At 39.9% G+C, this 24,711-nt stretch carries 20 protein-coding genes and 1 other annotated feature; of the genes, 5 read left to right on the top strand and 15 right to left on the bottom strand.

What is annotated here, in order from left to right:
• Position 1 precedes the first annotated feature (1 nt).
• From hisG to CTN07_RS01100, 3 genes are all read right to left on the bottom strand, one after another.
• On the bottom strand, positions 2–898 hold the full coding sequence (gene hisG / locus CTN07_RS01110) for an ATP phosphoribosyltransferase (protein WP_005300147.1): 897 nt from the start codon (positions 896–898) through the stop codon (positions 2–4).
• 49 nt (positions 899–947) lie between these two features.
• Positions 948–1,086 (bottom strand) — a sequence feature (His leader region).
• Between the two features lie 228 nt (positions 1,087–1,314).
• Positions 1,315–1,827, bottom strand: a complete 513-nt coding sequence (locus CTN07_RS01105; protein WP_080551733.1) for a YchJ family metal-binding protein — start codon at positions 1,825–1,827, stop codon at positions 1,315–1,317.
• Complete coding sequence (locus CTN07_RS01100) at positions 1,820–3,055, bottom strand: EAL and HDOD domain-containing protein (RefSeq protein WP_005300145.1); 1,236 nt, start codon at positions 3,053–3,055, stop codon at positions 1,820–1,822. The genes CTN07_RS01105 and CTN07_RS01100 overlap by 8 nt, the downstream gene beginning before the upstream one ends.
• Before the next feature lie 277 nt (positions 3,056–3,332).
• On the opposite strand from CTN07_RS01100, the gene CTN07_RS01095 reads away from it, so the two are divergent.
• Positions 3,333–4,226: a sulfite exporter TauE/SafE family protein gene (locus CTN07_RS01095; protein ID WP_005300143.1), complete on the top strand. Its 894-nt coding sequence runs from the start codon at positions 3,333–3,335 to the stop codon at positions 4,224–4,226.
• A gap of 65 nt (positions 4,227–4,291) precedes the next feature.
• On the opposite strand, the gene lpxH is transcribed toward CTN07_RS01095, so the two are convergent.
• On the bottom strand, positions 4,292–5,035 hold the full coding sequence (gene lpxH, locus CTN07_RS01090) for a UDP-2,3-diacylglucosamine diphosphatase (protein ID WP_005300141.1): 744 nt from the start codon (positions 5,033–5,035) through the stop codon (positions 4,292–4,294).
• 49 nt (positions 5,036–5,084) lie between these two features.
• On the bottom strand, positions 5,085–5,579 hold the full coding sequence (locus tag CTN07_RS01085; RefSeq protein ID WP_005300139.1) for a peptidylprolyl isomerase: 495 nt from the start codon (positions 5,577–5,579) through the stop codon (positions 5,085–5,087).
• Positions 5,580–5,775: 196 nt separating this feature from the next.
• Here CTN07_RS01085 and cysS point away from each other — a divergent pair, with 196 nt between their 5' ends.
• The 3 genes from cysS (at position 5,776) to glpQ (ending at position 11,432) form a co-directional block, all read left to right on the top strand.
• Positions 5,776–7,155 (top strand): cysteine--tRNA ligase, encoded by a 1,380-nt coding sequence (cysS, locus tag CTN07_RS01080; RefSeq protein ID WP_036764139.1) that lies wholly within the window; start codon positions 5,776–5,778, stop codon positions 7,153–7,155.
• Between the two features lie 252 nt (positions 7,156–7,407).
• Entirely contained in the window at positions 7,408–10,062 is a 2,655-nt protein-coding gene (locus CTN07_RS01075; protein WP_005300136.1) for a hypothetical protein, read from the top strand.
• A gap of 284 nt (positions 10,063–10,346) precedes the next feature.
• The gene (gene glpQ, locus CTN07_RS01070; protein ID WP_005300134.1) at positions 10,347–11,432 is read left to right on the top strand and encodes a glycerophosphodiester phosphodiesterase; all 1,086 of its coding nucleotides are present in this window, start codon (positions 10,347–10,349) and stop codon (positions 11,430–11,432) included.
• A gap of 212 nt (positions 11,433–11,644) precedes the next feature.
• Here the strand turns inward: glpQ and CTN07_RS01065 are convergent, their stop codons facing one another.
• Together CTN07_RS01065 and CTN07_RS01060 are read right to left on the bottom strand one after the other, a co-directional pair.
• Entirely contained in the window at positions 11,645–12,463 is an 819-nt protein-coding gene (locus CTN07_RS01065; RefSeq protein ID WP_005300132.1) for an ion transporter, read from the bottom strand.
• A 127-nt stretch (positions 12,464–12,590) separates the two neighbouring features.
• The gene (locus CTN07_RS01060; RefSeq protein ID WP_005300130.1) at positions 12,591–13,229 is read right to left on the bottom strand and encodes a YchE family NAAT transporter; all 639 of its coding nucleotides are present in this window, start codon (positions 13,227–13,229) and stop codon (positions 12,591–12,593) included.
• A gap of 800 nt (positions 13,230–14,029) precedes the next feature.
• Between CTN07_RS01060 and adhE the strand changes: the two genes are divergently transcribed.
• Positions 14,030–16,723, top strand: coding sequence for a bifunctional acetaldehyde-CoA/alcohol dehydrogenase (gene adhE / locus CTN07_RS01055; protein WP_005300127.1), 2,694 nt, complete (start codon positions 14,030–14,032; stop codon positions 16,721–16,723).
• Positions 16,724–16,806: 83 nt separating this feature from the next.
• On the opposite strand, the gene CTN07_RS01050 is transcribed toward adhE, so the two are convergent.
• The 8 genes from CTN07_RS01050 to CTN07_RS01015 form a co-directional block, all read right to left on the bottom strand.
• On the bottom strand, positions 16,807–17,487 hold the full coding sequence (locus CTN07_RS01050) for an SDR family oxidoreductase (RefSeq protein WP_005300125.1): 681 nt from the start codon (positions 17,485–17,487) through the stop codon (positions 16,807–16,809).
• Positions 17,488–17,718: 231 nt separating this feature from the next.
• Positions 17,719–18,252, bottom strand: coding sequence for a VC2046/SO_2500 family protein (locus tag CTN07_RS01045; RefSeq protein WP_005300123.1), 534 nt, complete (start codon positions 18,250–18,252; stop codon positions 17,719–17,721).
• Positions 18,253–18,396: 144 nt separating this feature from the next.
• Positions 18,397–19,371 carry an alpha-L-glutamate ligase-like protein gene (locus tag CTN07_RS01040; RefSeq protein WP_005300121.1) on the bottom strand — a complete coding sequence of 325 codons (975 nt, stop codon included), beginning with the start codon at positions 19,369–19,371 and terminating at the stop codon, positions 18,397–18,399.
• 3 nt (positions 19,372–19,374) lie between these two features.
• Complete coding sequence (locus tag CTN07_RS01035; RefSeq protein ID WP_005300119.1) at positions 19,375–20,886, bottom strand: inactive transglutaminase family protein; 1,512 nt, start codon at positions 20,884–20,886, stop codon at positions 19,375–19,377.
• An 18-nt stretch (positions 20,887–20,904) separates the two neighbouring features.
• Positions 20,905–21,702 carry an ATP-dependent zinc protease family protein gene (locus CTN07_RS01030; RefSeq protein ID WP_036764136.1) on the bottom strand — a complete coding sequence of 266 codons (798 nt, stop codon included), beginning with the start codon at positions 21,700–21,702 and terminating at the stop codon, positions 20,905–20,907.
• An 88-nt stretch (positions 21,703–21,790) separates the two neighbouring features.
• Positions 21,791–22,765 (bottom strand): tRNA 5-methoxyuridine(34)/uridine 5-oxyacetic acid(34) synthase CmoB, encoded by a 975-nt coding sequence (gene cmoB / locus CTN07_RS01025; protein ID WP_036765100.1) that lies wholly within the window; start codon positions 22,763–22,765, stop codon positions 21,791–21,793.
• An 18-nt stretch (positions 22,766–22,783) separates the two neighbouring features.
• Complete coding sequence (gene cmoA / locus CTN07_RS01020; RefSeq protein WP_005300112.1) at positions 22,784–23,512, bottom strand: carboxy-S-adenosyl-L-methionine synthase CmoA; 729 nt, start codon at positions 23,510–23,512, stop codon at positions 22,784–22,786.
• A gap of 171 nt (positions 23,513–23,683) precedes the next feature.
• A complete protein-coding gene (locus tag CTN07_RS01015) occupies positions 23,684–24,580 on the bottom strand; it encodes a DUF72 domain-containing protein (protein WP_005300111.1) in 897 nt (298 codons plus the stop codon).
• Positions 24,581–24,711: the final 131 nt, after the last annotated feature.

Here is a 24,711-nt window from a genome sequence, read left to right as displayed (position 1 = left end):
GCTACTCCATCATTTTTTCAATTGGCAGAACAAGAATTGAGCTGGCTCCAAGCTCTTTTAGTTGCTCCATCGTTTCCCAAAATAGGTTTTCTGAACTCACAAGGTGAATGGCGACTTTGGTTCTATCTTGAGAAAGAGGCATCACCGTTGGGTCTTCAGCACCAGGAAGCAATTGTTTGATTTGGTCTAAACGATCCGTTGGGGCGTGAAGCATGATGTATTTTGATTCTTTAGCTTGAATCACACCTTGCATACGGGTGAGAAGGCGGTCTATTAGTGCTTGTTTTTCAGCACTCATTGGAATTTTGGCCTGAATTAAGGCTGCTTTAGAACGAAGAATGACCTCGACTTCTTTTAGGCCGTTTGCTTCGAGAGTCGCACCTGTTGATACTAAGTCACAAATGGCATCGGCTAACCCTGCTCGTGGAGCAACTTCGACCGAACCGTTAAGCATACAAGTACTAAATTTAACCCCACGTTCGTCCATATAACGTTTAACTAATTGTGGGTAGGTGGTTGCAATGCGTTTGCCTTGTAGATCTTGAGGACCGTTATACTTAGCGTCTTTATCTATTGCGATAGAGAGACGACAACCGCCAAAATCGAGACGACGCAGCTTTTTATAATCTGCTGGTTCATTGCGGGCAATTCGCTCAAGGCCCACTTCTTCTAATTCATTTTCACCAATAACGCCCAGATCAACCACACCATCCATGATTAACCCTGGAATATCATCATCGCGTACTAAGAGTAGGTCAATGGGCATATTTTCAGCGTGAACAACCAGACGTTCACCGACCATGTTAAATTTTACGCCACATTGTTTTAACAAGTTCTGACACTCTTTACTCAAGCGTCCTTTTTTCTGTATTGCAATACGAAGTCGAGGTGTTTGCATAGTTATATTCCTTATATCAATCCATATAATCAGTTTGATCCAGTAAAAAACTGAAAAGCCCTCGGAAGATGAAGTTCTCTTCCGAGGGCTATAATGGCGCAATCCTTGCTAGCCTCTGGAAGATTATGCGATCTTCCAGGGCGATACGTATCCTCCCGAAAGATCAATCAGGATGATGATGGTGATGAATGTTAGTCTGGAAGATACGCATAATTATTTACTCAAAATTGAATGCTATTGATTAGCTTGTTATTCACACTAACTAAGCTACTCATGTTTTGCAACATTAATTTGAAGAAAAAATTAAATTTATTGTTAAGATTCTAGATGGCGAGAAAGAGAAAGATGAAATAAAAAAGAGAGGATACCTATACGTTATCCTCTCTTATTCAATTGCGATTAAATGGTATGAATGATTATCCGCAGCACTTCTTATATTTTTTTCCGCTACCACAGAGACAAGGATCATTTCGACCTATTTTATTGCTGTTTGCTGGCTGAGAAACCGATTCTTCTTGTGCTTGTGGGTATTCACCGTCGATGTAGAACCACAGTTTATTGCCGTCGACTTCTTCTTGTAAAAAACGAGAACGTTCTTGGAGAACATACTCATCTTTTCCATCCTGATAATACGCTTTAAATTCAACGAAGCCTTCACCAGATGGGGCGATTTCGCTATTTAGAACATCAAGTCCAAGCCAAGTTGAATGTACTGAATCGGCAATGGCATCACGATATTGTTCCGCTTCACAACTTGGGTGATAGGTTGCCACTACAAAATCCACCAAACCTAAAACATGAGCACTGTAACGAGCTCGCATCAATTGCTCTGGGTGAGTTGCATGAGCGTGGTTTTGATGAACTAACTGACAGCATTGAGCGAGAGACTTTTGGCTGCCACATGGGCACGATAATAATGAATTAGTCATTTACTTGTTGCCAATTTTTTTCAAAAGTTGTCGCCCATTGTACCGATTCTAAGTAGAGCTCAGCAATGGATTCTTCTTTTAGGCCAAGGAAACGATTGTAATAGTTCACTGTATCCCATTGTGCGTTATCAAAAGCTTCAGCCAATTGTAGAATGTCGCCCAACTGTCCTGTTCTTTCAATTAGAGCGTCTTTAACATCTTGGGTTAGAGGTAAATTATTCACCAGATCTGTTAACGGTTGGTCCAATAAGGAGTCTAACAATGAAAACAGTCCAGTAAGAAAGGCTTGATTACCATCGATATTTTTATTAACCAACTTACTTAAGCTTTCACAAAAATACGCTCTTTGTAGTGATAAGTTATGTAAAGCTTGAGGTTTAGCTTGTAACGCATGCGATGTTACGACAAACGTAATAAATCGACGTAATTTCTCTTCTCCAAGATAAACCAGAGCTTGTTTAAATGAAGCGATAGGTTTTGCTCGATTTGAAGTCATCATATTTACATGACGCAGTAATTTATACGAAAGTGAAACATCTGTTGCGATGATCTCTTCTACTTTGTCATAGTTAACTTCGTCGACACAGATCTCTTTAAGTAAACGAATCGCGGTTAATGCTGAAGGCTTAAGAGACTTTCTCTGTAGCATCTCCGGTTTACTGAAAAAATACCCCTGAAATAATTCAAACCCCGCATCTTTTGCGGCAATGAATTCTTCATAGGTTTCTACTTTTTCTGCAAGAAATCTAATATTTGTACGTTTTTTGTAATGTTCAATAAACCGTGCTGCTTTCTCGATAGGCAGAATACGAATATCAAATTTAATAATATGGATATAAGGTAAAAAACGGTTCCATGCTTCACTTGGCATAAAATCGTCTAAAGCTAAGGTGTATCCTTTTTTATACAGGTTGATGACAGCATAAAACAGCTCATTAGTCGGTTGGCAAGACTCTAGAATTTCAATTACAAAGCTTTGCTTGGCAAATAATAAAGGGGTACCTTTAATTAAACTATCATAAGGAAAGTTTACAAATGCTCTTTTTCCCGAAGTGATATGTACCGGGCCAGCAAGACTAAAGAAATTGTCATTGAGCAGCTGATTAGTCGCTTGCTCTTCATCGACATTTGGGTAGCTGTTTTGTGGTCCATCTCGAAATAGCAACTCATACCCAACAGTTTTCCTTTCTGTATTGAGGATAGGTTGTCTAGCAATGTATGAGAACATGGATGAATTCAATTGTATATTTCAGTCATTTTTATTACCCCAAAGTATAAATCAGAATGCAGATTAGACCTATACCTTTACTTGAGATGTCACCCTAATATCTATAAATATTTTCTTTTTTTAGGGATAAATCATCGGTACATCCTATTTATGTGATATTTTGTTGCACCTGCACAATAAGGTGTCGATTCATTATACTCCTTACGTTTAATTCTCTGTTGAGTTGTTACTCAATTTGTGCGTGTTATTAATCTGTTTGTGAAGAAATAGCTGAGTTATGTCCATATTTACCTTGATACAAGCGGGACTGCTTGTTGGAGGAGCTATTTTTGTGTTCTTGCTTATTCAAGCATGGCGCAGAAATAGAACGCAGGAAGCGCAAACAAAGATTGTTCCAATTGGCCTTATTGGGGGATTCGCAAATTTTTGCGATACCTTAGGCATTGGTAGTTTTGCCATTATGACTGCAGGTTATAAGCAGTTTAAATTGGTCGACGATAAAGTGTTGCCAGGAACTCTTAACTGTCAGTCCGTATTGGCCACTGTTGTTCAATCCCTTATTTTTTTAACAGCAGTCAATGTTGATGCTGTCACTTTAGTTAGTTTGGTAATTGCAGCTTGTGCTGGTGCGACCGTTGGCGCGAAATTGGTTTCTAGTTGGGATCGCCAGCTTATTCGTATTGTCATGAGTATGGCACTGCTTATTGTTGCGGGCCTTATGCTTGCAGGGCAGTTAAAACTTTTCCCATTAGGTGGCACTGCGTTAGGGTTAACGGGGTGGAAATTAGCTATCGGTATTGCTGGTAACTTTTTATTTGGCGCATTAATGACAGTTGGTATTGGTTTATATGCTCCGTGTATGACAATGATTTATATGCTAGGTATGAATCCATTGGCGGCATTCCCTGTCATGATGTGCTCTTGTGCCTTCTTGAGTTTTTTCTCAGCTGGTGGCTTTCTTGTTCGAGATCGGGTAAATACTCGTGCCGCTTTGGTCGTTGCCATAACAGGGCCTATAGCGGTTGTGATTGCTGCTTATTTGGTTAAATCATTAGATATGCATCTTTTGGCTTGGTTGGTAACCGGTGTGGTACTTTATACGGCAATTAGTATGTATCGCTCTTGGAGCCAAGACCGTAAATCTACACCAGAGCCTATTGCTAATCTCTAATACGGTATGATTTGCGGAACAAAGGAGAGAAAAGGTACGTGTTTGCGTACCTTTTTTATTACACGCTATTTAAGTGTTTGTTCAGTTTGAAATTGGCGGGTTTCTAATTGGTAGTCATCAGGCGTTATGACTAATACTGAGCCATGATCATACCAATCACCGAGAACAATACGAGTTGCTGGCTGACCATTTACGGTTAACTCATGAATATCTGGGCGGTGAGTATGGCCATGAATCATACGATAGACGCCATCTTGAGCCATTACCCGTTCTACTTCACTTGCAGTTACATCCATAATTTCAGCACTTTTTTGCTGATTATTTTGGCTACTGCCACTGCGCATCTTATCTCCGATGCGTTGACGAGTACTAAGAGGCAGACAAGAAAACAGCCACTGTAAACAAGGGTTATGAACCTTCTTACGGTATTTTTGATATGCTTCATCGGCAATACAGAGAGTATCACCATGAAGAATCAGTGTCGGTATCCCGTAAAGATTGGCAACATGATGTTCAGGTAATAGTGTCATACCTGTTTCTTTGGCAAACTGTTTTCCAATAAGGAAGTCACGATTACCATGAATGAAGTAGCATGGAGTACCACGATCTGTTAACTGCTTAAAGGCGTGTTTTATCTGCTGATGGAAGGGCGAGTCATCATCATCACCAATCCACATTTCAAACAAATCGCCAAGAACGTAGAGAGCATCAATGTGTTGAGTCTCTTGCTCTATGAAAGAGAGAAAGCATTGTGTGATGTCGGGGCGATCTGCACTGAGGTGTAAATCTGAAATAAAAAGTGTGGTCATAGTCAATAAAGAAAGGGCGATCTTAAAGATCGCCCTTATTCAATGAAGATTAGTCTTCGATAGTTACGCTTTCGATCACAACATCTTCAACTGGCACATCTGCGTGGTAGCCGCTACGACCTGTTTTCACTGCTTTGATCTTTTCAACAATGTCCATACCTTCTAGTACAGCACCGAATACACAGTAGCCCCAGCCACTCATGTTTTCGCCAGTGAAGTCTAAGAAATTGTTGTCTTTAACATTGATAAAGAACTGAGAAGTTGCAGAGTGAGGCGCGTTAGTACGAGCCATTGCAAGAGTACCAGTCTTATTGCTTAGACCGTTGTTCGCTTCGTTTTTGATTGGTGCGTGAGTTTCTTTCTCTTGCATGCCAGAAGTCATGCCGCCGCCTTGAATCATGAAGCCATCGATAACACGGTGGAATAGGGTACCGTTGTAGAAACCTTCACGGCAGTAACGTAGGAAGTTTGCACAAGTTTCAGGTGCTTGCTCTTCAAATAGGTTAATTTTGATGTCACCAAAATTAGTGTGAAGCGTTACCATGGTTTTTTCCTTTACTGGACTGTTTTCACTAAGCTGCAAATTTTAACGATTGCAGCGATTTATCACAAATATTAACGTGCTTCTTGCTTTCAAGATAGCCTAAATGTGGGTTAGTAGTGGATTTTCCTTGCCATCACTAATCATAAAAGGTGTAATTACTGCTTTAATGTAACCCCAAAAATGAGTAAAGAAGAGCATGTTAAAAATCTATAACTCTCTGACGCGACAAAAAGAGGAATTCAAGCCCATTCACCCTGGTAAAGTAGGTATGTACGTCTGTGGGGTTACAATCTACGATTTATGTCATATTGGACACGGTCGTACATTCGTATCTTTTGACGTAGTGTCTCGTTACCTTCGCTACTTGGGCTACGATTTAACGTTTGTTCGTAACATCACCGATATTGACGACAAAATCATCAAACGTGCTGCTGAAAATGGTGAAACATGCGATTCACTAACAGAACGTTTAATTGGTGAAATGCACGCAGACTTTGATGCACTAGGCATGAAGCGTCCTGATGTTGAGCCACGAGCAACTGCTTTTATTAGCGAAATCATTGCTCTTTGTGAACGTCTGATTGAGCGTGGTTTCGCTTACGTTGCCGATAATGGCGATGTGATGTTTGAAGTGAGCAAGTTTAAAGATTACGGCCGTCTATCTAAGCAAGATCTTGATCAGCTGCAAGCTGGTGCTCGTGTTGATATTGAGCTGGCAAAACGTAGCCCTCTTGATTTTGTACTATGGAAAATGTCTAAGCCGGGTGAACCAACATGGGAATCACCATGGGGTCCAGGTCGTCCAGGTTGGCACATTGAATGTTCAGCAATGAACTCAGCTATTTTAGGCGATCATTTTGATATCCACGGTGGTGGTTCGGATCTTCAGTTCCCACATCATGAAAACGAAATTGCTCAATCTTGCTGCGCGCATGATACCCAGTATGTAAATACTTGGATGCACAGTGGTATGGTGATGGTTGACCGCGAGAAAATGTCTAAATCTCTTGGTAACTTCTTTACTATTCGTGATGTATTAAACCATTATGATCCTGAAACAGTTCGTTACTTCCTAATGTCTGGTCATTACCGCAGCCAGCTAAACTACAGCGAAGATAACCTAAAACAAGCTCGTTCTGCTTTAGAGCGTTTATACACATCACTTCGTGGTCTTGATACTTCAGTTGAAGCTGCTGGTGGCGAAGAGTTTGTTGCTCGCTTTAAAGAAGCTATGGATGATGACTTCAATACTCCTGAAGCATATTCAGTGCTGTTTGACATGGCGCGTGAAATTAACCGTCTAAAAACAGACGATATGGCTGCTGCATCGGTTCTTGGTGCTCGTATGCGTGAACTGGCTGATGTACTAGGTTTATTAGGTCAAGAGCCTGAAGTATTCCTACAAAGTGGTGCAAATGATGACGACGTGGCAGAGATTGAAGCATTGATTCAACAGCGTCTTGATGCTCGTGCTGCCAAAGATTGGGCTGCCGCTGACCAAGCTCGTGATAAGTTAACTGAAATGGGTATCATTCTAGAAGATGGCCCTCAAGGTACAACTTGGCGCCGTAAGTAATGTTATTAGCGCAATTAGCGAAATGATTATTCGTTAAAAGCGTCACTTAAAAATACAAGCCGATAGGGGAGTGATTCCTTATCGGCTTTTTTTATCTTTTATAATTCAATTAGATAAATAAATTTTTGTATTTTAAGGATATTTATAAAACACAATTGATTAATTAAATTTAATGAATAGTTAATTTTACATTTACACTATTTTTGTTATTCGCTAGTATCGCCATCCTTTTATTATGCTTAGGTGGAATTTATGCGTAAGGTTTGGTTAGTATCAGCATTGGTTTTAGGTGGTTGTGGTGGAGGAGGTGGTGATGATGCTGCTGCAACTCCAGTCAAAAATTCAGCCGATAATACGGTTAAGACATCTTCTACTCCTATTCTTAATCCAAGTCGTAATAAAGTTGCATCCGCGACTGAAGAGAAAGTAAATTCAAATAGAGAGACTGTTGTTTTAAATAATCGTGAACATCAGCCAGTAGTAACAATTTCTCCTCCGCTATCAATAGATAAGAAACTTGAAGTTACAGAGATAAAACCAGAAGACTTTGTTACATCATCTTCTTCTCAGAATGTAATAAAAGAAAGTGCGGTTAAGGATATACAGCAAGATCATTTATCTCTTGATAAGCCAGCTGAAATTGCTGACTTAAATAAGGGCATTTCTCTCGATGATCAAACGATTTCGATCGCAGTTAATCCAGAAGATTCAAATATAATTGAAGAGAGTGTTAATAAAGATCAGGTAAAACCTTTAGATGTATCATCTAATCGTGTTGGTTCTTATCAGGTATATCAATTGCCTGAAAATATTAATGACGTTCTTAAATCACACCCAGCGAGCAGTGAGATCCAGGTTGGTCGTTTATTAAATATTTCTCGATTAAATAATAAGTTAAATGATTATTATGATGTATATGGGGCAAGAGATAAGTTGTCATTTAAGGTTTCTTTTCTCTCCGCTCAAGAGACTGAATACACTAAAGTTGCTTGTCGTTGGATAAGTGAAGGTGAAACTTCAGCTCAAGATCATGAATTATCAACAAAATGTGAATATCAATTATCAGGTAATGAGTATTTAAAACCGTTATTAATTGAAGTTCGTTATTATATTAAAGACCAATTACATTTGGCAAAATTTCGTTATCAAAAGCGTTTTCTAATTGATCGGAAATCCAATACCTTAGGTAGCGTTAATTTATATAATGATAGTGATATATCTGAAAATATAACGTTAGCCGAAAGTGGTTTGGCACAAATGAATCGTTCATTAAGCGAGGAATTTAAGCACAATATCCGTAAAGTCGAAGCTAACTATAGCGGTTTTGCAGCCATTAATATGCAGGGAAACTTGTTTACATGGGGCACTAAAACATTTATCGGAGAAGAAGACTATTTACAAACGGTAAATCAAGAGAAAATTGTTGATGTTGTACCTAGTTTACGATCCTTTGCTGTTTTAAATGAATATGGGCAAGTCCATGTTGTTGGTTCTTTGGGGAATTTTACCGACACTTTGTTGCAGGACCAATTTAAATTTACTCAAATGATGGGTAATAAACATGCTTTTGCATTAAAAACAGAAAATGGTCAAGTGTGCTTAGTGACCGACAAAATGACAAAAGCTGATTTTTCAGGAACCTGTAAGTATTTAAAACAAGATGCGCCAATAGCTAAATTTGTCGGTTTAGGCCAAGATTTTAATGGGTTTGCTATCTTAACGACAAGAGGTGAGCTAGTTGAATGGGGCAGTGCTTCGCATGAATATAAACAGTATTTGCGAGATATAGCGGCACAAAAGGTAAAGGAATCGCAAGAACAGGCTGAAAAAGAAGCTCTAGCTAAAGAAAAAGGAGAGTTGTCTGATACCGATTTATCACCGAGCACAAGTCAATTAATTCAGGCGACTGATGCGAAAACCCATTTTAATTGGGATCTCTATTTCGATAAACTTCGCAATATCGATAATAATGAGCCGTCTTTATTATTTAATGACTTAGTTGCAACAGATGGCGCTTTTGCAGCTTTAACAAAAAATAAAAAGGTCATCGTATGGGGAATTTCCAGTTATGGCGGTTCACCTGTATATGATTATGCTGGTTTTAAAGTTAAGTTAGTTGAAGATACGACGACATGTAAAGAAAGTAATAAGACGTTTTATACTCAGGATGGGTGCCCGAATGGTTTAAAACGTGTTCCAGTACCTGGTTACTATCAGCAAATGCGTGTTAATGAAGTTAATCAGAAATTATTGGAACCGTTAGAGAATATTAAGAAAGTAGTCGCAAATCATGGTGCTTTTGCTGCATTAACAGAAAGTGGTCAAGTACTGACGTGGGGAAGTGTTTTTTATGGGGGGAATACATACTCTCATGAATTAAAAGGCTTACATTCTGAGTTAGAAAACGCTAAAGATATTATGGCAAGTGATGATGGTTTTACTGCATTATTTGCCAATGGAAAGACTCTATCCTGGAAAGGGATTTGGAATCTGAGCGCGAAAAAAGGTGATCAAGTTTCGTTTGAGAAATTCTATGATTATGATTCTGTATCGACTGAAGATAAATATGGATGGTTTAGAGGCTTTGGTCTAAAAGATGGTAATAATGTAGGACACTTTATTACTAATGGTGAAGCCTTCATGGCAATTTCTGGCATAAGTGATGAACCTAAAGCATGGATAAGCAGTTGGGGTAATAAAGAGTTTGGTGGTGGTCTTTTAGATAGTACAAGAGATTTAATTGTCATTCCTGAACGAATTATTGCTACGTATCCTGACCATTATGGTTTTACATTTGTCACAGCTTATGGTGACGTTTATTCCTGGAGTGGTAATGATCGAGGTACTTATATCGGTTCATTCGATATTAAAAAAGCAGCCCCAGTGAGTAAGACTCAAATTCAATAAGAACTGATTTTATAAAATAAAAGGCTAAGAGTTATTGCTGTTAGCCTTTTAATATATCTTCAAATCATAATGTTTTTTTAAATTGTCCTAATAGGAATTTGCACCAAGATCACTATTCGAACATTAACTATGCTTGTTCGAGCAAAATTGATCACATTTTGCTATTGCTGTCGAAAATTTGTCATAAATATCTCGTACTATTTGTTCGAACTTTAGATAAGAGTTTCACTATTCATATAAGACTCAATATTTAAGTTGGATTAATACTTTAAGGACAAATAATAATGACAAAATTAGGCTTAACCTTGGCATTAACTGCTGCAATGTTAGCTCCTTCTGCTTTTGCCCAATCTGATCTCTCCGACAAAATTGTAGTAGCGCACCGAGGTGCATCAGGCTATCTACCTGAACATACTTTACCCGCAAAAGCTTTGGCTTATGCAATGCACCCTGACTATATTGAGCAGGATGTTGTGATGACGAAAGATAATCAGCTAGTGGTTTTACATGATCATTATTTAGATCGTGTGACAAACGTAGCTGAAGTTTTCCCAGATCGAGCCCGTAAAGATGGTCGTTATTATGCGATTGATTTCACTTTACCTGAAATTAAGCAACTGACAGTAACGGAAGGCTTTAATATTGAAAACGGCAAACAAGTTCAAGGTTTCCCTGATCGTTTTCCTATGTGGAAGTCACATTTCACAGTTCCTACCTTCCAAGAAGAAATAGAGATGATTCAAGGGCTTAATAAAACATTAGGCTATGATATTGGTCTTTATCCAGAAATTAAAGCGCCATGGTTCCATCGTCATGAAGGTAAGGACATCAGTAAAGCGGTACTTAAAGTATTAAAACAATATGGTTATACAAATAAAGACAGCAAAGTCTATCTGCAAACTTTTGACTTTAACGAACTTAAGCGTATTAATGACGAGTTAATGCCAGAGCTCGATATGGATTTAAATTTGGTTCAGTTGATGGCATACACTGATTGGAATGAGACCATGGTGTATGACAAAGACGGTAAAGCCCAGCCTTATAGCTACGATTGGATGTTTAAACCTGATGGGATGAAAAAGCTGTCTAAATACGCTGATGGTATCGGTCCATGGAAACCAATGGTGGTCTCTGATAAATCAACGAAAGACAATATTCAGTTAACTGGGTTGGTTAAGGCCGCCCATGAAAATGGCATGGTCGTTCATCCATATACCTTTAGAGCCGATAAAGGGCGTATTCCTGCTTATACTGATGACTTTAATGGAATGTTAGAAGTATTTTATAAAACCGCTAATGTCGATGGTGTATTTACTGACTTTCCTGATAAAGCTGTTGATTATTTAAGACAGCAAAATTCAAAAAAATGAATAATTAATCAATTGAGTAGTTTCTGATTTGAAATAACAATCAAAACAATTTCGTTACAACTCTATTGTTAAATATAAAAAAGAGACGATATTACAAGATGATATCGTCTCTTTTTCTTTTGAATGTTATTAAGTTGTAGTTTTATTTTAATCTGTAAAATAAAGTTGAATACCTATTTATGGGTATTTTTTGATGCTCTTTTTTTACTTTCTTAAAGGTGCTCAGGAAGTTTACTACCACATTTTCTGCAGTAATCAGCATCCATATCATGGCCGCTTGTTGCACAATTAGGGCAACGAATAAGTGCCTTATGGTGGTTAATTTCTTGGTTAATTTCAGCCGTAATAATACCTGTTGGTACTGCTAATATTGAATAGCCTAACAGCATAGTAAGCGATGCCACTGCTTTACCTAACACTGTATGGGGGACGAGATCACCATAACCGACAGTCGTGATTGTCACAATTGCCCAATAAATACTTTGTGGAATACTCGTGAAACCATTATCAGGTCCTTCAATGATAAACATCAAAGAGCCAAAGACGGTTACAAGGACCAAAACTGAGCTAAAAAAGACGAGTATCTTGCGCTGAGCCTGCATTAAGGAACGTAATAAGATATTGGAATCTCTAAGATAACGTGCAAGTTTTAGCACTCTAAAGATTCGCAGTACTCGGATTAAACGTACGATTAATAGATAGTTTGAACCCGGAATAAAGAACGCGATATAAGCTGGCACAATCGCAATTAAGTCAATTAGGCCATAAAAACTTCGCGCATAAGCCCAGGGTTTTGGCGAGCAGTAAAGCCGCAAAATATACTCAACAGTAAATAGAAGGGTAAAGAACCACTCTAAAATATAAAGTGTTGTAGAAAACTTGGATTCAATACTGGTAACAGATGAAATAATTAAAATTACCTCGGAACTGATAATGGCAATAATTAGACCAATATCAAAGAGTTGACCATATCGAGTTTGAGTTCCAAAAATGATTTGATAAAGGCGTTGGCGTGGAGTGAGAGTAACCATAACGAGGAATGTCTATTCGGATCAGTAAAATAAAAGCCTCGAACTTAGCGAGGCTTTTTAGCGATTTATTTCTGCCTGATTATAGCATCAAATGGCATAAATTTAATTATATCAGGCAAATGATTCATTAAGTTAAACCTGGAAACAGCGCACGTAATCCATTGGCGATAAATTCAATACCTAATGCAGCAAGGATTAAGCCCATAATTCGAGTAATAACGTTAATACCAGTTTGACCAAGCACTCGCACAATAAGAGGGGCCGCTCTAAACAGTAACCAACAACAAAATGCAAAGGTAATAATGGTTGCCGCGATGCCTAAGATGCTGGTTAAACCTGGATAACGCGAACCATAAACGATGGTTGAACTGATAGCACCAGGTCCTGCTAAAAGAGGCATGGCCAATGGAACAACACCAATTTGCTCTCGACTGACCGATTCTGATATTTCTTGTTTGTTCTGTTTTCCTTCACCTATTTTTCCGCTCATCATCGAGAATGCGATAGTCAGAAGTAGTAGGCCCCCGGCAACTCGGAACGAATCTAGTGAGATACTGAACATATCCAGTAACCACTGCCCAGCTAATAACGAAACAATCAGAATAATGGCAACCGCAACGTTGGCGGTTAAGGCCGTTCGGTTTCGCTCTTCTGGTGTCATATGGCCCGTCAATGAAACGTAAACAGGCATGATGCCTATCGGATTAACTGCGGCGATTAACCCCACAAAAAATTGAAGGAAAATAGCAAATTCTAAAGATGGCATTGAAGTAACCACATCATGTAAGTGTCGATGGATGAGAATATAAAGCATGGCCATTTGTTATGTTTGGATAGCCAGTCATAATAAATGAATATGAGTGCCTGTATTTCTCTAATTGGCGATACTTTAAGCTATCAATAGGGCGTGGCTCAAGCAAAATATCTAGCTATTGAGGGACAGAAATCGATTTTAAAATTGCTCTAATTACCTCCAAGTAAATTTTAACAGCAAGAGTGACAAGCTGGCCGTTAAAGTCGTGATTTGAAGATCTTGTTGTTTTAATTATTTAATCTGATTCGAGCTGGGGCATTGAAATGTTTTGTCATAAATTTTAATTTTGTTTTGTTTGTGTAAATCAAATAACAAGCTATTATCTGTTTGGGCGGCTGGCGTGCTAGAATATATGCAACAAAATTGACCAGATGAACAAATAAATAGTGATTTTTGTCACAAAATGCGTAGGATTTAGTAATAAATGTAGAAATATTACATATTATTTCCTTACGCGAAGAAACTGATTAAAGTCTATATTCGCCAAAAACAAGCTTAACGATCACAGAAAATGATTTTAACTTGTTGATTTTTAACTGCTTAGATCAAATTTTGATGAAAAATGTAAATTTTTAACAGCAAATGATCTAAATCAAGTTTTTTCATGGTGTGAAATTTTATAATCAGTTTTGAAAGCAATTTACTAAGTATGTGTGTTGCTGAGTTGTTATAACGGAAAACAACGAGTGGCATAAAGGATTGAGAACGTATCCTTACTAAAAAGTTTTCAATATTAAGTTTAGGAGTTAACTATGCCTGTAACAAATATGGCTGAACTAGATGCAATGATTGCGCGTGTTAAAGCAGCTCAGAAAGAGTTCGCAACTTTCTCTCAAGAGCAAGTGGATAAAATCTTCCGCGCTGCTTCTCTTGCTGCAAACAACGCTCGTATCCCTCTAGCTCAACAGGCTGTTGCTGAATCTGGAATGGGTATTGTTGAAGATAAGGTTATCAAAAACCACTTCGCATCAGAATTTATCTACAACAAATACAAAGATGAAAAAACTTGCGGCATTCTTGAAGTGAATGACGAGTTCGGCACTATGACTATTGCTGAGCCTGTAGGTATCATCTGTGGTATCGTTCCAACGACTAACCCAACCTCTACAGCAATCTTCAAATCTCTAATCTCTCTAAAAACACGTAACGCAATTATCTTCTCACCACACCCACGTGCTAAAGAATCTACTAACGCAGCAGCAAAACTTGTTCTTGATGCAGCAGTAGCAGCCGGTGCACCAAAAGACATCATTGGCTGGATTGATCAGCCATCTGTTGAACTTTCAAATGCCCTAATGAAGCACGATGATATCAACCTTATCCTTGCTACTGGTGGTCCAGGCATGGTTAAAGCAGCATACTCTTCTGGTAAGCCTGCTATCGGTGTTGGTGCTGGTAACGTTCCTGTTGTTATTGATGAAACTGCTGACGTTAAGCGTGCTGTAGCTTCTGTTCTTATGTCTAAGACTTTCGATAACGGTGTAGTGTGTGCTTCTGAGCAGGCAGTTATCGTTATGGACGAAGTTTACGATGAAGTTAAAGAGCGTTTTGCTTCTCATAACGGTTATGTTCTAACTAAAGAAGAAGCAGATAAAGTTCGTAAAGTACTGCTTATTAATGGTGCACTAAACGCAGATATCGTTGGTCAGCCAGCAGTTAAGATTGCTGAAATGGCAGGTGTTAAAGTTCCTGCTGCAACGAAAATTCTTATCGGTGAAGGCCTACAGGTAAGCGCTGATGATGAATTTGCTCACGAAAAACTATCTCCAACTCTAGGTATGTTCCGTGCAACTTCATTTGAAAATGCGGTTGACCAAGCAGTAACTATGGTTGAAATCGGTGGTATCGGTCACACATCTGGCCTATACACTAACCAAGACGTAAACGCTGACCGTATCAAGTACTTTGGTGACCGTCTAAAAACAGCTCGTATTCTTGTAAACATCCCTACTACTCACGGTGGTATCGGTGACCTTTACAACTTTAACGTTGCACCGTCTCTAACTCTAGGTTGTGGTTCTTGGGGTGGTAACTCTATCTCTGAGAACGTGGGTCCTAAGCACCTTATCAACAAGAAGACAGTAGCGAAGCGAGCTGAAAATATGTTGTGGCACAAACTACCTAAATCAATCTACTTCCGTCGTGGTAGCCTTCCAATCGCACTTAGCGACCTTGAAGGTAAGAAACGCGCATTCCTAGTAACTGACCGTTTCCTATTTAACAACGGTTATGCAGATGAAATCGTCGCACTGCTTAAAGCTCAAGGTATGGAAGTTCAAACTTTCTTTGACGTAGAAGCTGATCCAACTCTATCTGTAGTAGAGAAGGGTGCTGAAATGATGAAGAGCTTCCAACCAGACGTTATTCTTGCTCTTGGTGGCGGTTCTCCAATGGATGCGGCTAAGATCATGTGGGTAATGTACGAGCACCCAGAAACATGTTTTGAAGACCTTGCAATGCGCTTTATGGATATTCGTAAGCGTATCTTCAAGTTCCCTAAAATGGGTCAAAAAGCTGAGCTTGTATGTATCACAACTACCTCTGGTACTGGTTCTGAAGTAACACCATTTGCGGTTGTAACAGACGATAAGACTGGTGCTAAGTACCCACTTGCTGACTACGAACTAACACCAAACATGGCTATCGTTGATGCAAACCTTGTGATGAACATGCCTAAGTCTCTAACTGCATTTGGTGGTTACGATGCGGTAACTCACGCACTAGAAGCTTATGTATCAGTACTTGCTAACGAATACTCAGACGGTCAGGCTCTACAAGCACTTAAGATGCTAAAAGAATACCTACCATCTAGCTATGCAAATGGTGCTAAAGATCCAATTGCTCGTGAGAAAGTTCACAATGCGGCAACTATCGCTGGTATCGCGTTTGCTAACGCATTCCTAGGTGTATGTCACTCAATGGCTCACAAACTGGGTGCAGAATTCCATATTCCACACGGTCTAGCTAACGCACTGTTGATTTCTAACGTGGTTCGTTACAACGCGAACGATAACCCAACTAAGCAGACTGCATTCTCTCAGTACGACCGCCCACAAGCTCGTCGTCGTTACGCAGAAGTTGCTGATCACCTAGGTCTATCTCAGCCAGGCGACCGCACTGCACAGAAGATTGAGCGTCTACTAACTTGGTTAGATGAGCTAAAAGTTAACCTAGAAATCCCTATGTCTATTCAGGCAGCAGGTGTTCCAGAGGCTGACTTCCTAGCTAAGCTTGATGAGCTATCAGTAGAAGCGTTTGATGACCAGTGTACTGGTGCAAACCCTCGTTACCCTCTAATTGCTGAGCTTAAAGATGTACTACTAGCATCTTACTACGGTAAAGCTTTCGTTGAAGGCGAGACTTTCGAAGGCACTACAGTGATTAAGAAGTCTGAGCCTCTAACTGAGAAACCAGCAAAAACTAAGAAAGAGAAAGCAAAAGCTTAATCATTAGTTTTAGACCTTAAATTAAAAACCCGCTCATGTAGCGGGTTTTTTTCTGTCTGTCTTTTATGTAAGAAATTAAGTTGTTATTGATGTTCAGCTTCAATGATTCGGCCATTAAAGTAGTCATTTTCAACAATATATTCAGCACTTCGAACCATTTCATACTGCATTGAGAGAGACAGAGGGGCAGATGTATTTGTCTCTTGGTATGAGATTGGCACAATACTTCCTACCCGAACATCGAAGTGTTTTAACTCTTTTGCCCAGTTTTGTGTTAGGCCCGCAATCATCGCCTTATTTCCGATAGTATAATTGGCCGTATCTAAGGTTTCTGATGTGATCACATTTAATATCACACCAGCTCTTTTATTTGATTTCATATAGTTAGCAATAAAACGACCAAAGGAAAAAAATAGGGTAGAGTCTTGGGTAAGGGCTTGAGTCATATGTTCTTCTGAGTGGCTACTTAAAAGGTTTGGCAACACAATACCTTGCCAGCAATTTACGAGGATATCTATTGAGCCAAAATCCTGAAGTACTTTGAGTCCGATTTGATGAATGTTTGCCTCTGTCAGATCTTTTATTAGGTAGCCGTGACATGGATTTTTCAATGTTTGACAGCACTCTAATGTCGTTTGAAGGTGAGATGCATCTGTATCAATAAGAGCGATATGAGCACCTAATTGAGAAAAATGCATAGCCATAGCCCGACCGATGGCGCTGCCAGCAGCAGTAATGACGACAACAGATTGAGCGATTTGCATATTTTCTCCTACTAGAAATTCGTTAACCCTACTAGCCAATAGAGACGGTGATCGATTACTTATCAACTTACTTGGTTTTATTCTTTATTTTGATGGTAGTAAAAGTTTGCTTGTTGCTAATAGTTTGGATGAATAAGCTATGAGTGAGTTCACGAAATTTATAAAACAGTAATTTGTATGGTAATAATTAGGTGGGGATATGTAGGCAGCTATGCAACATTACGCTAGAAACTAAGCTGTTGCGTAGATCTGTGGTGCTTGTGCTTGCATTTCAGCAAAGCGTTTTGCTTGTACTAGCGCACCATAAAGTCGTTGAGGTGAAGACTCTGGTACAATTATTTCTGTTGGCGGCAATTTACGACGCTCGTGACCTGATAGGTTATGATATAGCTCTTCAGGCATCCCTTTCGTATCTTGTGGTGGAAAAGTAAGTGCAATAGGCTGTAAACCATCCATGAGTCGGCAACTTGCCAACCCACCTTGGTGAAATGCTTCAGCTTGTACTGCTCCTCGCTCATAACAAAATTCGGATGTGGTTAATGGGCGAGAGTCTTGTAATTCAAAGTAGCCACGAAGCTGGGAGTCGGTAACGGGTTTATTATCAATATGATCAACGGGAGTGTTCTCTAGAAAGTCTGGAGAAAGCAGGGCCAACATAAGAGCAAAATCTGAACGACGTCCTTGCTCAACGGCATGACCTAACTGATTGCCCAGTTGAATCTCGTTGATAAGTTGTGCTTTGTCTAAGGTATGGACAGCCGTCATAAAAATCACAGGGTTAATAATAAACTCAGTAATGTTATCGGTTAGACGCAAAAAAACTTGAGAGAAAAATAGAAAAAAGCCTCGATGGGAGAGTCGAGGCTTAGATTAGATGTCTATATTAGATGGTTATCAATATTCGTTTGATCAGAACTGTGGTTTAGCACCAAATTGATGGGCAGAATAGGCAACACGCTCTTCAGGTGTTGGCATTCTAAATGATGTTCCCATCATCTCAATATGGCGCAAACGGGGTAACAAACCACAGCCATTCGCAATTTGAATAGCAAGACCGGGACGAGCATTTAGCTCTAGAACCATAGGGCCAAGTTTTTTATCCAAGACCATGTCGGTACCCATATAACCCAGTCCTGTCATTTCCCACGCACTTGAGGCTAAGGTTAGTAGTTTTTCCCAGTTAGGAACTTCTAACTCGCTTAATAACCTATCGGTATCTGGGTGACGTTCGATCGGTTTATTAAACTGCACTGCACGTATAGCCTTTCCGCTGGCAATATCGATACCAACACCGACAGCGCCTTGGTGAAGGTTCGCTTTACCATCAGAGGCTGACGTTGAACAACGCATCATCGCCATTACAGGGTATCCTTTGAATACGATAACACGAACATCCGGAACACCTTCATAGCTAAAGCCATCAAAGACATTATCAAACTCAATCAGGTTTTCGACCATGGCAACATCATTCTTACCCCCTAGCGAGAATAGACCTGCTAGTGTATTGGTAATATGACGCTCTACATCTTCCTTGTTGATCTCTGCACCTGATGGTTTTACATAGACACCATCTTTATGTTTGACGATCACCAATATGCCTTTACCACCAGAACCTTGTGCCGGTTTAATCACAAATCCAGGCCAATCTTTTACCATATTATGGATGGTTTTAACGGTCGCTTGACTGTCAATAATACCAATCAGTTCTGGAACTGTCGCGCCGTACTCTTGCGCGACAATCTTGGTTTTTAACTTGTTATCTACCAACGGGTAACGACTACGATCATTATAGCGGCCAATGTAACTGTGGTTACGCTGGTTCATCCCCATAATACCGCGTTTTTTCAGTTTGCTAGGGGAGGTAAACTGTGACAAAAATGACATGGTTTAGTCCTCCGCCAGCGGTTTGAATCGACGTAATTCGCTGATTCGGTAACCGGTGTAAGTACCCAACAGTAGAATGGCTGCCATAATGATAAGTTGCAGACCAATAAAGTTAAAAGTAAGGTGACGAATTAATGGGTTTGTCATGGCTAGATAGATAAGTACCGCAGTTAATAGCGAACCACCACCTTGAACAAACACTTCTTTTGCCCCTTCTTCTTCCCATAGGATAGACATACGTTCAATTGTCCAAGATAGGATAATCATTGGGAAGAAGGTGATACTTAAGCCTTCGACTAGACCAATCTTATAAGCGACAACCGTAAAGACAGAAATGATCATAATAACCGTTATTATAACGGCGGATATTCGGGCCACTAAGAGTAAGTTAAGCTTGGATAAATAACTTCGGATAATGAGGCCGGTACCAACAATTAATAAGAAGCCTAAGATACCTGTTAGTAGCTGTGTCTGAACAAATGCAACCGCGATCAGAACTGGCATAAACGTACCAGAGGTTTTTAAGCCCACAATAATACGTAGGAAGACCACGATAAGAGCACCAATCGGGACAAGCATAATGGTTTTAAACATTGCTTGCTCTTCAATTGGTAAGCTATGGATAGAGAAGTTAAGTAGATCTTCGGCTTGAACTTTCTCTTGTGTTGCTTGTTGTGGCGTAATGTCTTGCGCAATGATCGAGAAGCTTACATTGGAGTTACGTCCACCAACAACATCAAGTAACGAGTGGCCTTGCTGGTTCCAGATTAAAACATTCTCTGGTTTGCCTTTAATGCCGGTTTCTAGGTTAAATAACTGCCACTCTTTATTCGCTGAGTCCCAGACTTCAACCATTGGCGTAATGCTTTGGCGACGACGACCATCTTCAAGCTGTAAACCACCGACAACACGAGAATAGATACCATCCATCGACAGCAAATTCGTAATTGCTTGCTCACGAGTTAAGCTGTTAAGAAGTAGGGAGGCATTTTGGTTCTGTTTGTCGTTAAATTCTTTGATTAGCTCACGAGTTAACGTAAGGTCATCTGATGATAAATTACGAGCTTGAGCCAGCAGTGCTGTCGCAGCTGTCTGTTGTGGGCTATCTAAGCTAACAGTAGCGGGTTCGCCTTTAGGTGCGATCTCTTTGTAATCTGATTGATTATCTACCAACATTTGGGTTTTGTAGTAGAGAATCTGCTTACCAATTGCATCTCGAATGGTCCACTCGATGCGGTGACCTTGGTCGTTATCAACGGTAGCTACACCATAGCCTGGTGATGAAGTACTTTGATCTATAAGAGTAAAACCTTGTTGGGTTTTTGGTGCAGCCATAGAGACCTTTACAGGTTCGCCAATTGCATCGAACTCAACTCGAGCTTCAAGTTCCCATACTTGACGGTGTTCACCTGGAGTCCATGGCACACCATACACTTCATGACGATAAATACTTAGCGCAAGTCCTACCGTAATGAGAATAGAGATCAAAAAATAAAACGGAACTCTAGACGTCATGACATCCTCTTCATTTAATTATTTTGTTACAGCTGCTGGCTCTGGTTTTGGCTCAGTCTTTCCTTGGATGTATTTTTTACCAACATCAACAAGTGCAATATCTTTGAAAAATTCACGACCTAATAGAACGGGATAATCCATCTGCGAACGGTCTGCGAGTGTAAACTGAGCTTTTTCATGAAGAGATCCCAGTTGAACCCATAGCTCAACCACAGGACGACGAACCGCTTCCTCTGTGCTTGCTTGGCGAATCTTCACCCAACGCACTACAGGCGCTTCGATTTCATCCACTTTTGCTGCTTGTGCTTTCTCATCAGTATTATCTTCACCCTGATGAGTTAAGTTAAAGCGAATCCACTCTTTACCATCGCGCTCGAAAGTCTGGATATCTTGTGCGTTGATAGACGATGTTGTTGCACCTGTATCAACACGAGCTTTAAAGTGGGCTTTGATTGAATCGATCCAAACCCACTCTTCCTGTCCTAAAACAACTTTACCGTTGGCGACTTTAGGATCGACTTTTTTCTCTTCGACTGGTACGCGAACAATTTGTTTTTCAACAATAAGTTTTGGTTCAGTTAAGCTTTTGTGTTTAACAAACTTTACGTCTTTTGAAATGTTGGCTAATTTGGACTCCAACTTAGCAATATGCTGGTTTTGTTGATCAATATGTTGAGACATCGACGCTATTTGACCATGCATTTGGGTTTCAAGGTTCGTAATAGCATCAAGTGTCTCTTGATGATTTTTTTGCTGAGTTGCAGTACAACCGGATAGCACTGCAATGGCAAGTAAGGGTACGCTGCGGCGAAGCATTATTTCTCCCAAAGTACTTCAAAAATTCTATAGACCACATTAGTTTAGCGCACAAAAAGGGATGCGAACAGCACCCCTTTGTCAGTCGTTAGTCAGGATTACGAGCCACTAAAATTGCACGTTTAGGGGCTGGGTATCCTTCAATAGTTTTGCTTGGATCATCTGGGTCCAAATAATCAGGAAGTGAGTTATTTGTCATCCAATCTGTTGATCGCTGCTCGTCTGTAGTAGTGTCACATTGATCTACGATTCGAACATCTACAAAACCACATTTTTCTAACCAAACTTTAAGCGCTTTAGCTGATGGGAAAAAATACACATTGTGCATTTGTGCGTAACGATCTGTTGGTACTAACACATCGTTTTCATCACCATCTATTACAATAGTTTCTAGCACTAATTCGCCATCTTTGCGTAATTGGTTTTTCAGCTGAATAATATGATCTAAAGGTGAGCGGCGATGATAGAGCACGCCCATACTAAATACAGTATCAAATGCCTTGAGTTCTGGAAGCTGCTCTATACCTAGTGGCAATAAGTAAGCGCGGTCATCCATACCCATAAGGCGTTTAATCGCTTCAAATTGGATCAAGAACAGGCTAGATGGATCAATACCTACGGCAAGTTGAGCTCCTTCACCTAGCATGCGCCACATGTGATAACCATTGTTACAGCCAACATCAAGTACTGTGCGATTTTTTAGTGGTGAAATGTGAGGTAGGACTCGATCCCATTTCCAATCCGAGCGCCATTCGGTATCTATTTGAATATCATGGATATTAAATGGACCTTTACGCCATGGTTGCATGATACGTAGTAAACTTTCGATACGTTTACGCTCACCATTTTCAATACCATTTTGGTATGCAACACTTACTTCATCTTGGATATTAATGAGATCAGGCTTTTCTGTTGGTAACTTTTTAAGTGCACGTAACCAACGTCCCATATCGCCATGTTCTTTATTTTCCCAATCCGTCAGTTGCTGTGGCAGGATATTTAGCCAAGGACGCAGGGTTTCATGTTGGGCGATAAGTCGATAAAACTCAGAAAAACTAAACAACATAATGGAACGTAAACCTTATTTAATCGCAAACATTGAGCCAAAGTTAAAACATTGGAACCAAACTTCAACACTACTAAAACCGATCTGGCTAAGACGGTCACGGTGAGTTTGAATAGAATCTGGCAGCATCACATTTTCAATGGCACTGCGCTTTTGACTGATTTCTAGCTCGCTATAACCATTAGCTCGCTTAAAATCATGGTGCAGATCGATAAGTAACTCATGAGCGGTTTCATCATCAAAAACGTATTTTTCTGACAAAATTAAGATGCCACCAGGGCGAAGACCTGCATAGATTTTCTCTAATAGAGTTTGGCGATCATCGGGAGCTAAAAATTGCAGTGTGAAGTTAAGGACAACAACTGAGGCCTCTTCGATTTCAACTTCACGAATATCGGCTTCAATGACATTAACTGGAGTGTCTGAGCGGTAGGCATTGACCAATAAACGGCAGCGTTCAACCATTGCACTTGAGTTATCAACCGCAATAATTTGACAACCTTCTTGTTCTATATGACGACGCATAGACAGTGTCGCAGCACCAAGAGAACAACCAAGGTCATAGATTTTTGAGTGTGGTTTGGCAAAACGCTCAGCCAACATACCGATAGCCGATATGATATTACTGTAGCCCGGTACCGAGCGTTGGATCATATCAGGAAAAACTTCGGCAACACGGGCATCAAAAGTAAAGTCACCGATTTTTTCTATTGGCGCAGCAAAAATATTGTCGTGGCCTGCCATTCTCACGAACCTCATAAGTTAAAGAACTGGAATTCCCAAATAAACACTCTAATTTGATTGATAACATCAAACTAGGTGGGCTATCCATAAGCCTGAAAGGTCGCGTATTGTAGAGAAAATGGGAACATTTGTCTTTATCAATTCGCACTTTCCCCTATTTATTCAGCAAATCTACAGTAAGTTAAACTGCGGATTCTCATCGTTTAAGATTGGTAGCGTAATGCTTGGTAAATTCACAGTACTTAGTTGCTTTATACTTTGCTGTTTTAAGAGCGCATAAAGTCGTGTTGCAAGTTCTGGTGCGTGATTATTATCTGGGGTATGGATAAAAAGGTAGGGCTGTTTACCTTCATTAAGCCAGATAGGTAAGCGAGTGAGCCAATTGGCAAAAAATGGGTCATTGCTGAGATCGTCTGGATGACCAATAAAACGAATCATAGGATTATCGGCTGTCGCTATCGCATGAACAGGGACGCGAGGTTTTTTTTGATGGGCATCTTTTACAGCGGCAGAGGTCGGTGGGGCTGCAAAGACTGGTCGACTATCCATAATAATTCGATTGGCTTTTTTTTCGAATAATAAGTGGTTGAACCGTCTCTCATCTTCACCTTTGGCAAAGAAAGCGGCGTGACGAACTTCAACTCCAACTGGATAGTGACTTGGAAACAAATCGAGAAACTGCTTTAAAAGTGGTAGAGACTCTGGGCCAAAGCTTGCGGGGAGTTGTATCTTCCATAAACCAATTTTGTGCTCAAGAGGCGACATTACAGAGAAAAAATCGCTCAGACTCTGTTGGCTATGACGAAGCTGTTGCTGGTGGGTAATAGTTTTAGGCAATTTAAAGGTAAAACGAAAGTTATCCGGTGTTGCACTGTGCCATTTTTGGGTTGTAGTTAAGTTCGGAACAGCGTAAAACGTAGTATTACCTTCAACGGTATTAAAGGTTTCTGCATAGCGAGCCAAGCGATCACCTGTTTTACAACCTTTGCCATAAATCGATTGTTGCCACTGGTTATGTGACCACATAGCGAGCCCTAATCGTAATGGTGGTGATGAGTTTGGCTGCATAGTGGATCCTTTTTGAGTAATGAGCTTGTAGACTGAACAATTACCTTGCACTGAACTTCGCATCTTTGAGAGGTTTGGGTATAATACCTCGTTATTTTTTATCTTCCGACCAAATATCTCCGCCTTTTTGG

It is taken from the genome of Photobacterium damselae (genome assembly GCF_003026815.1).
Taxonomy (GTDB): Bacteria; Pseudomonadota; Gammaproteobacteria; order Enterobacterales; family Vibrionaceae; genus Photobacterium; species Photobacterium damselae.
This window is presented reverse-complemented; position numbering and strand designations above follow the sequence as displayed.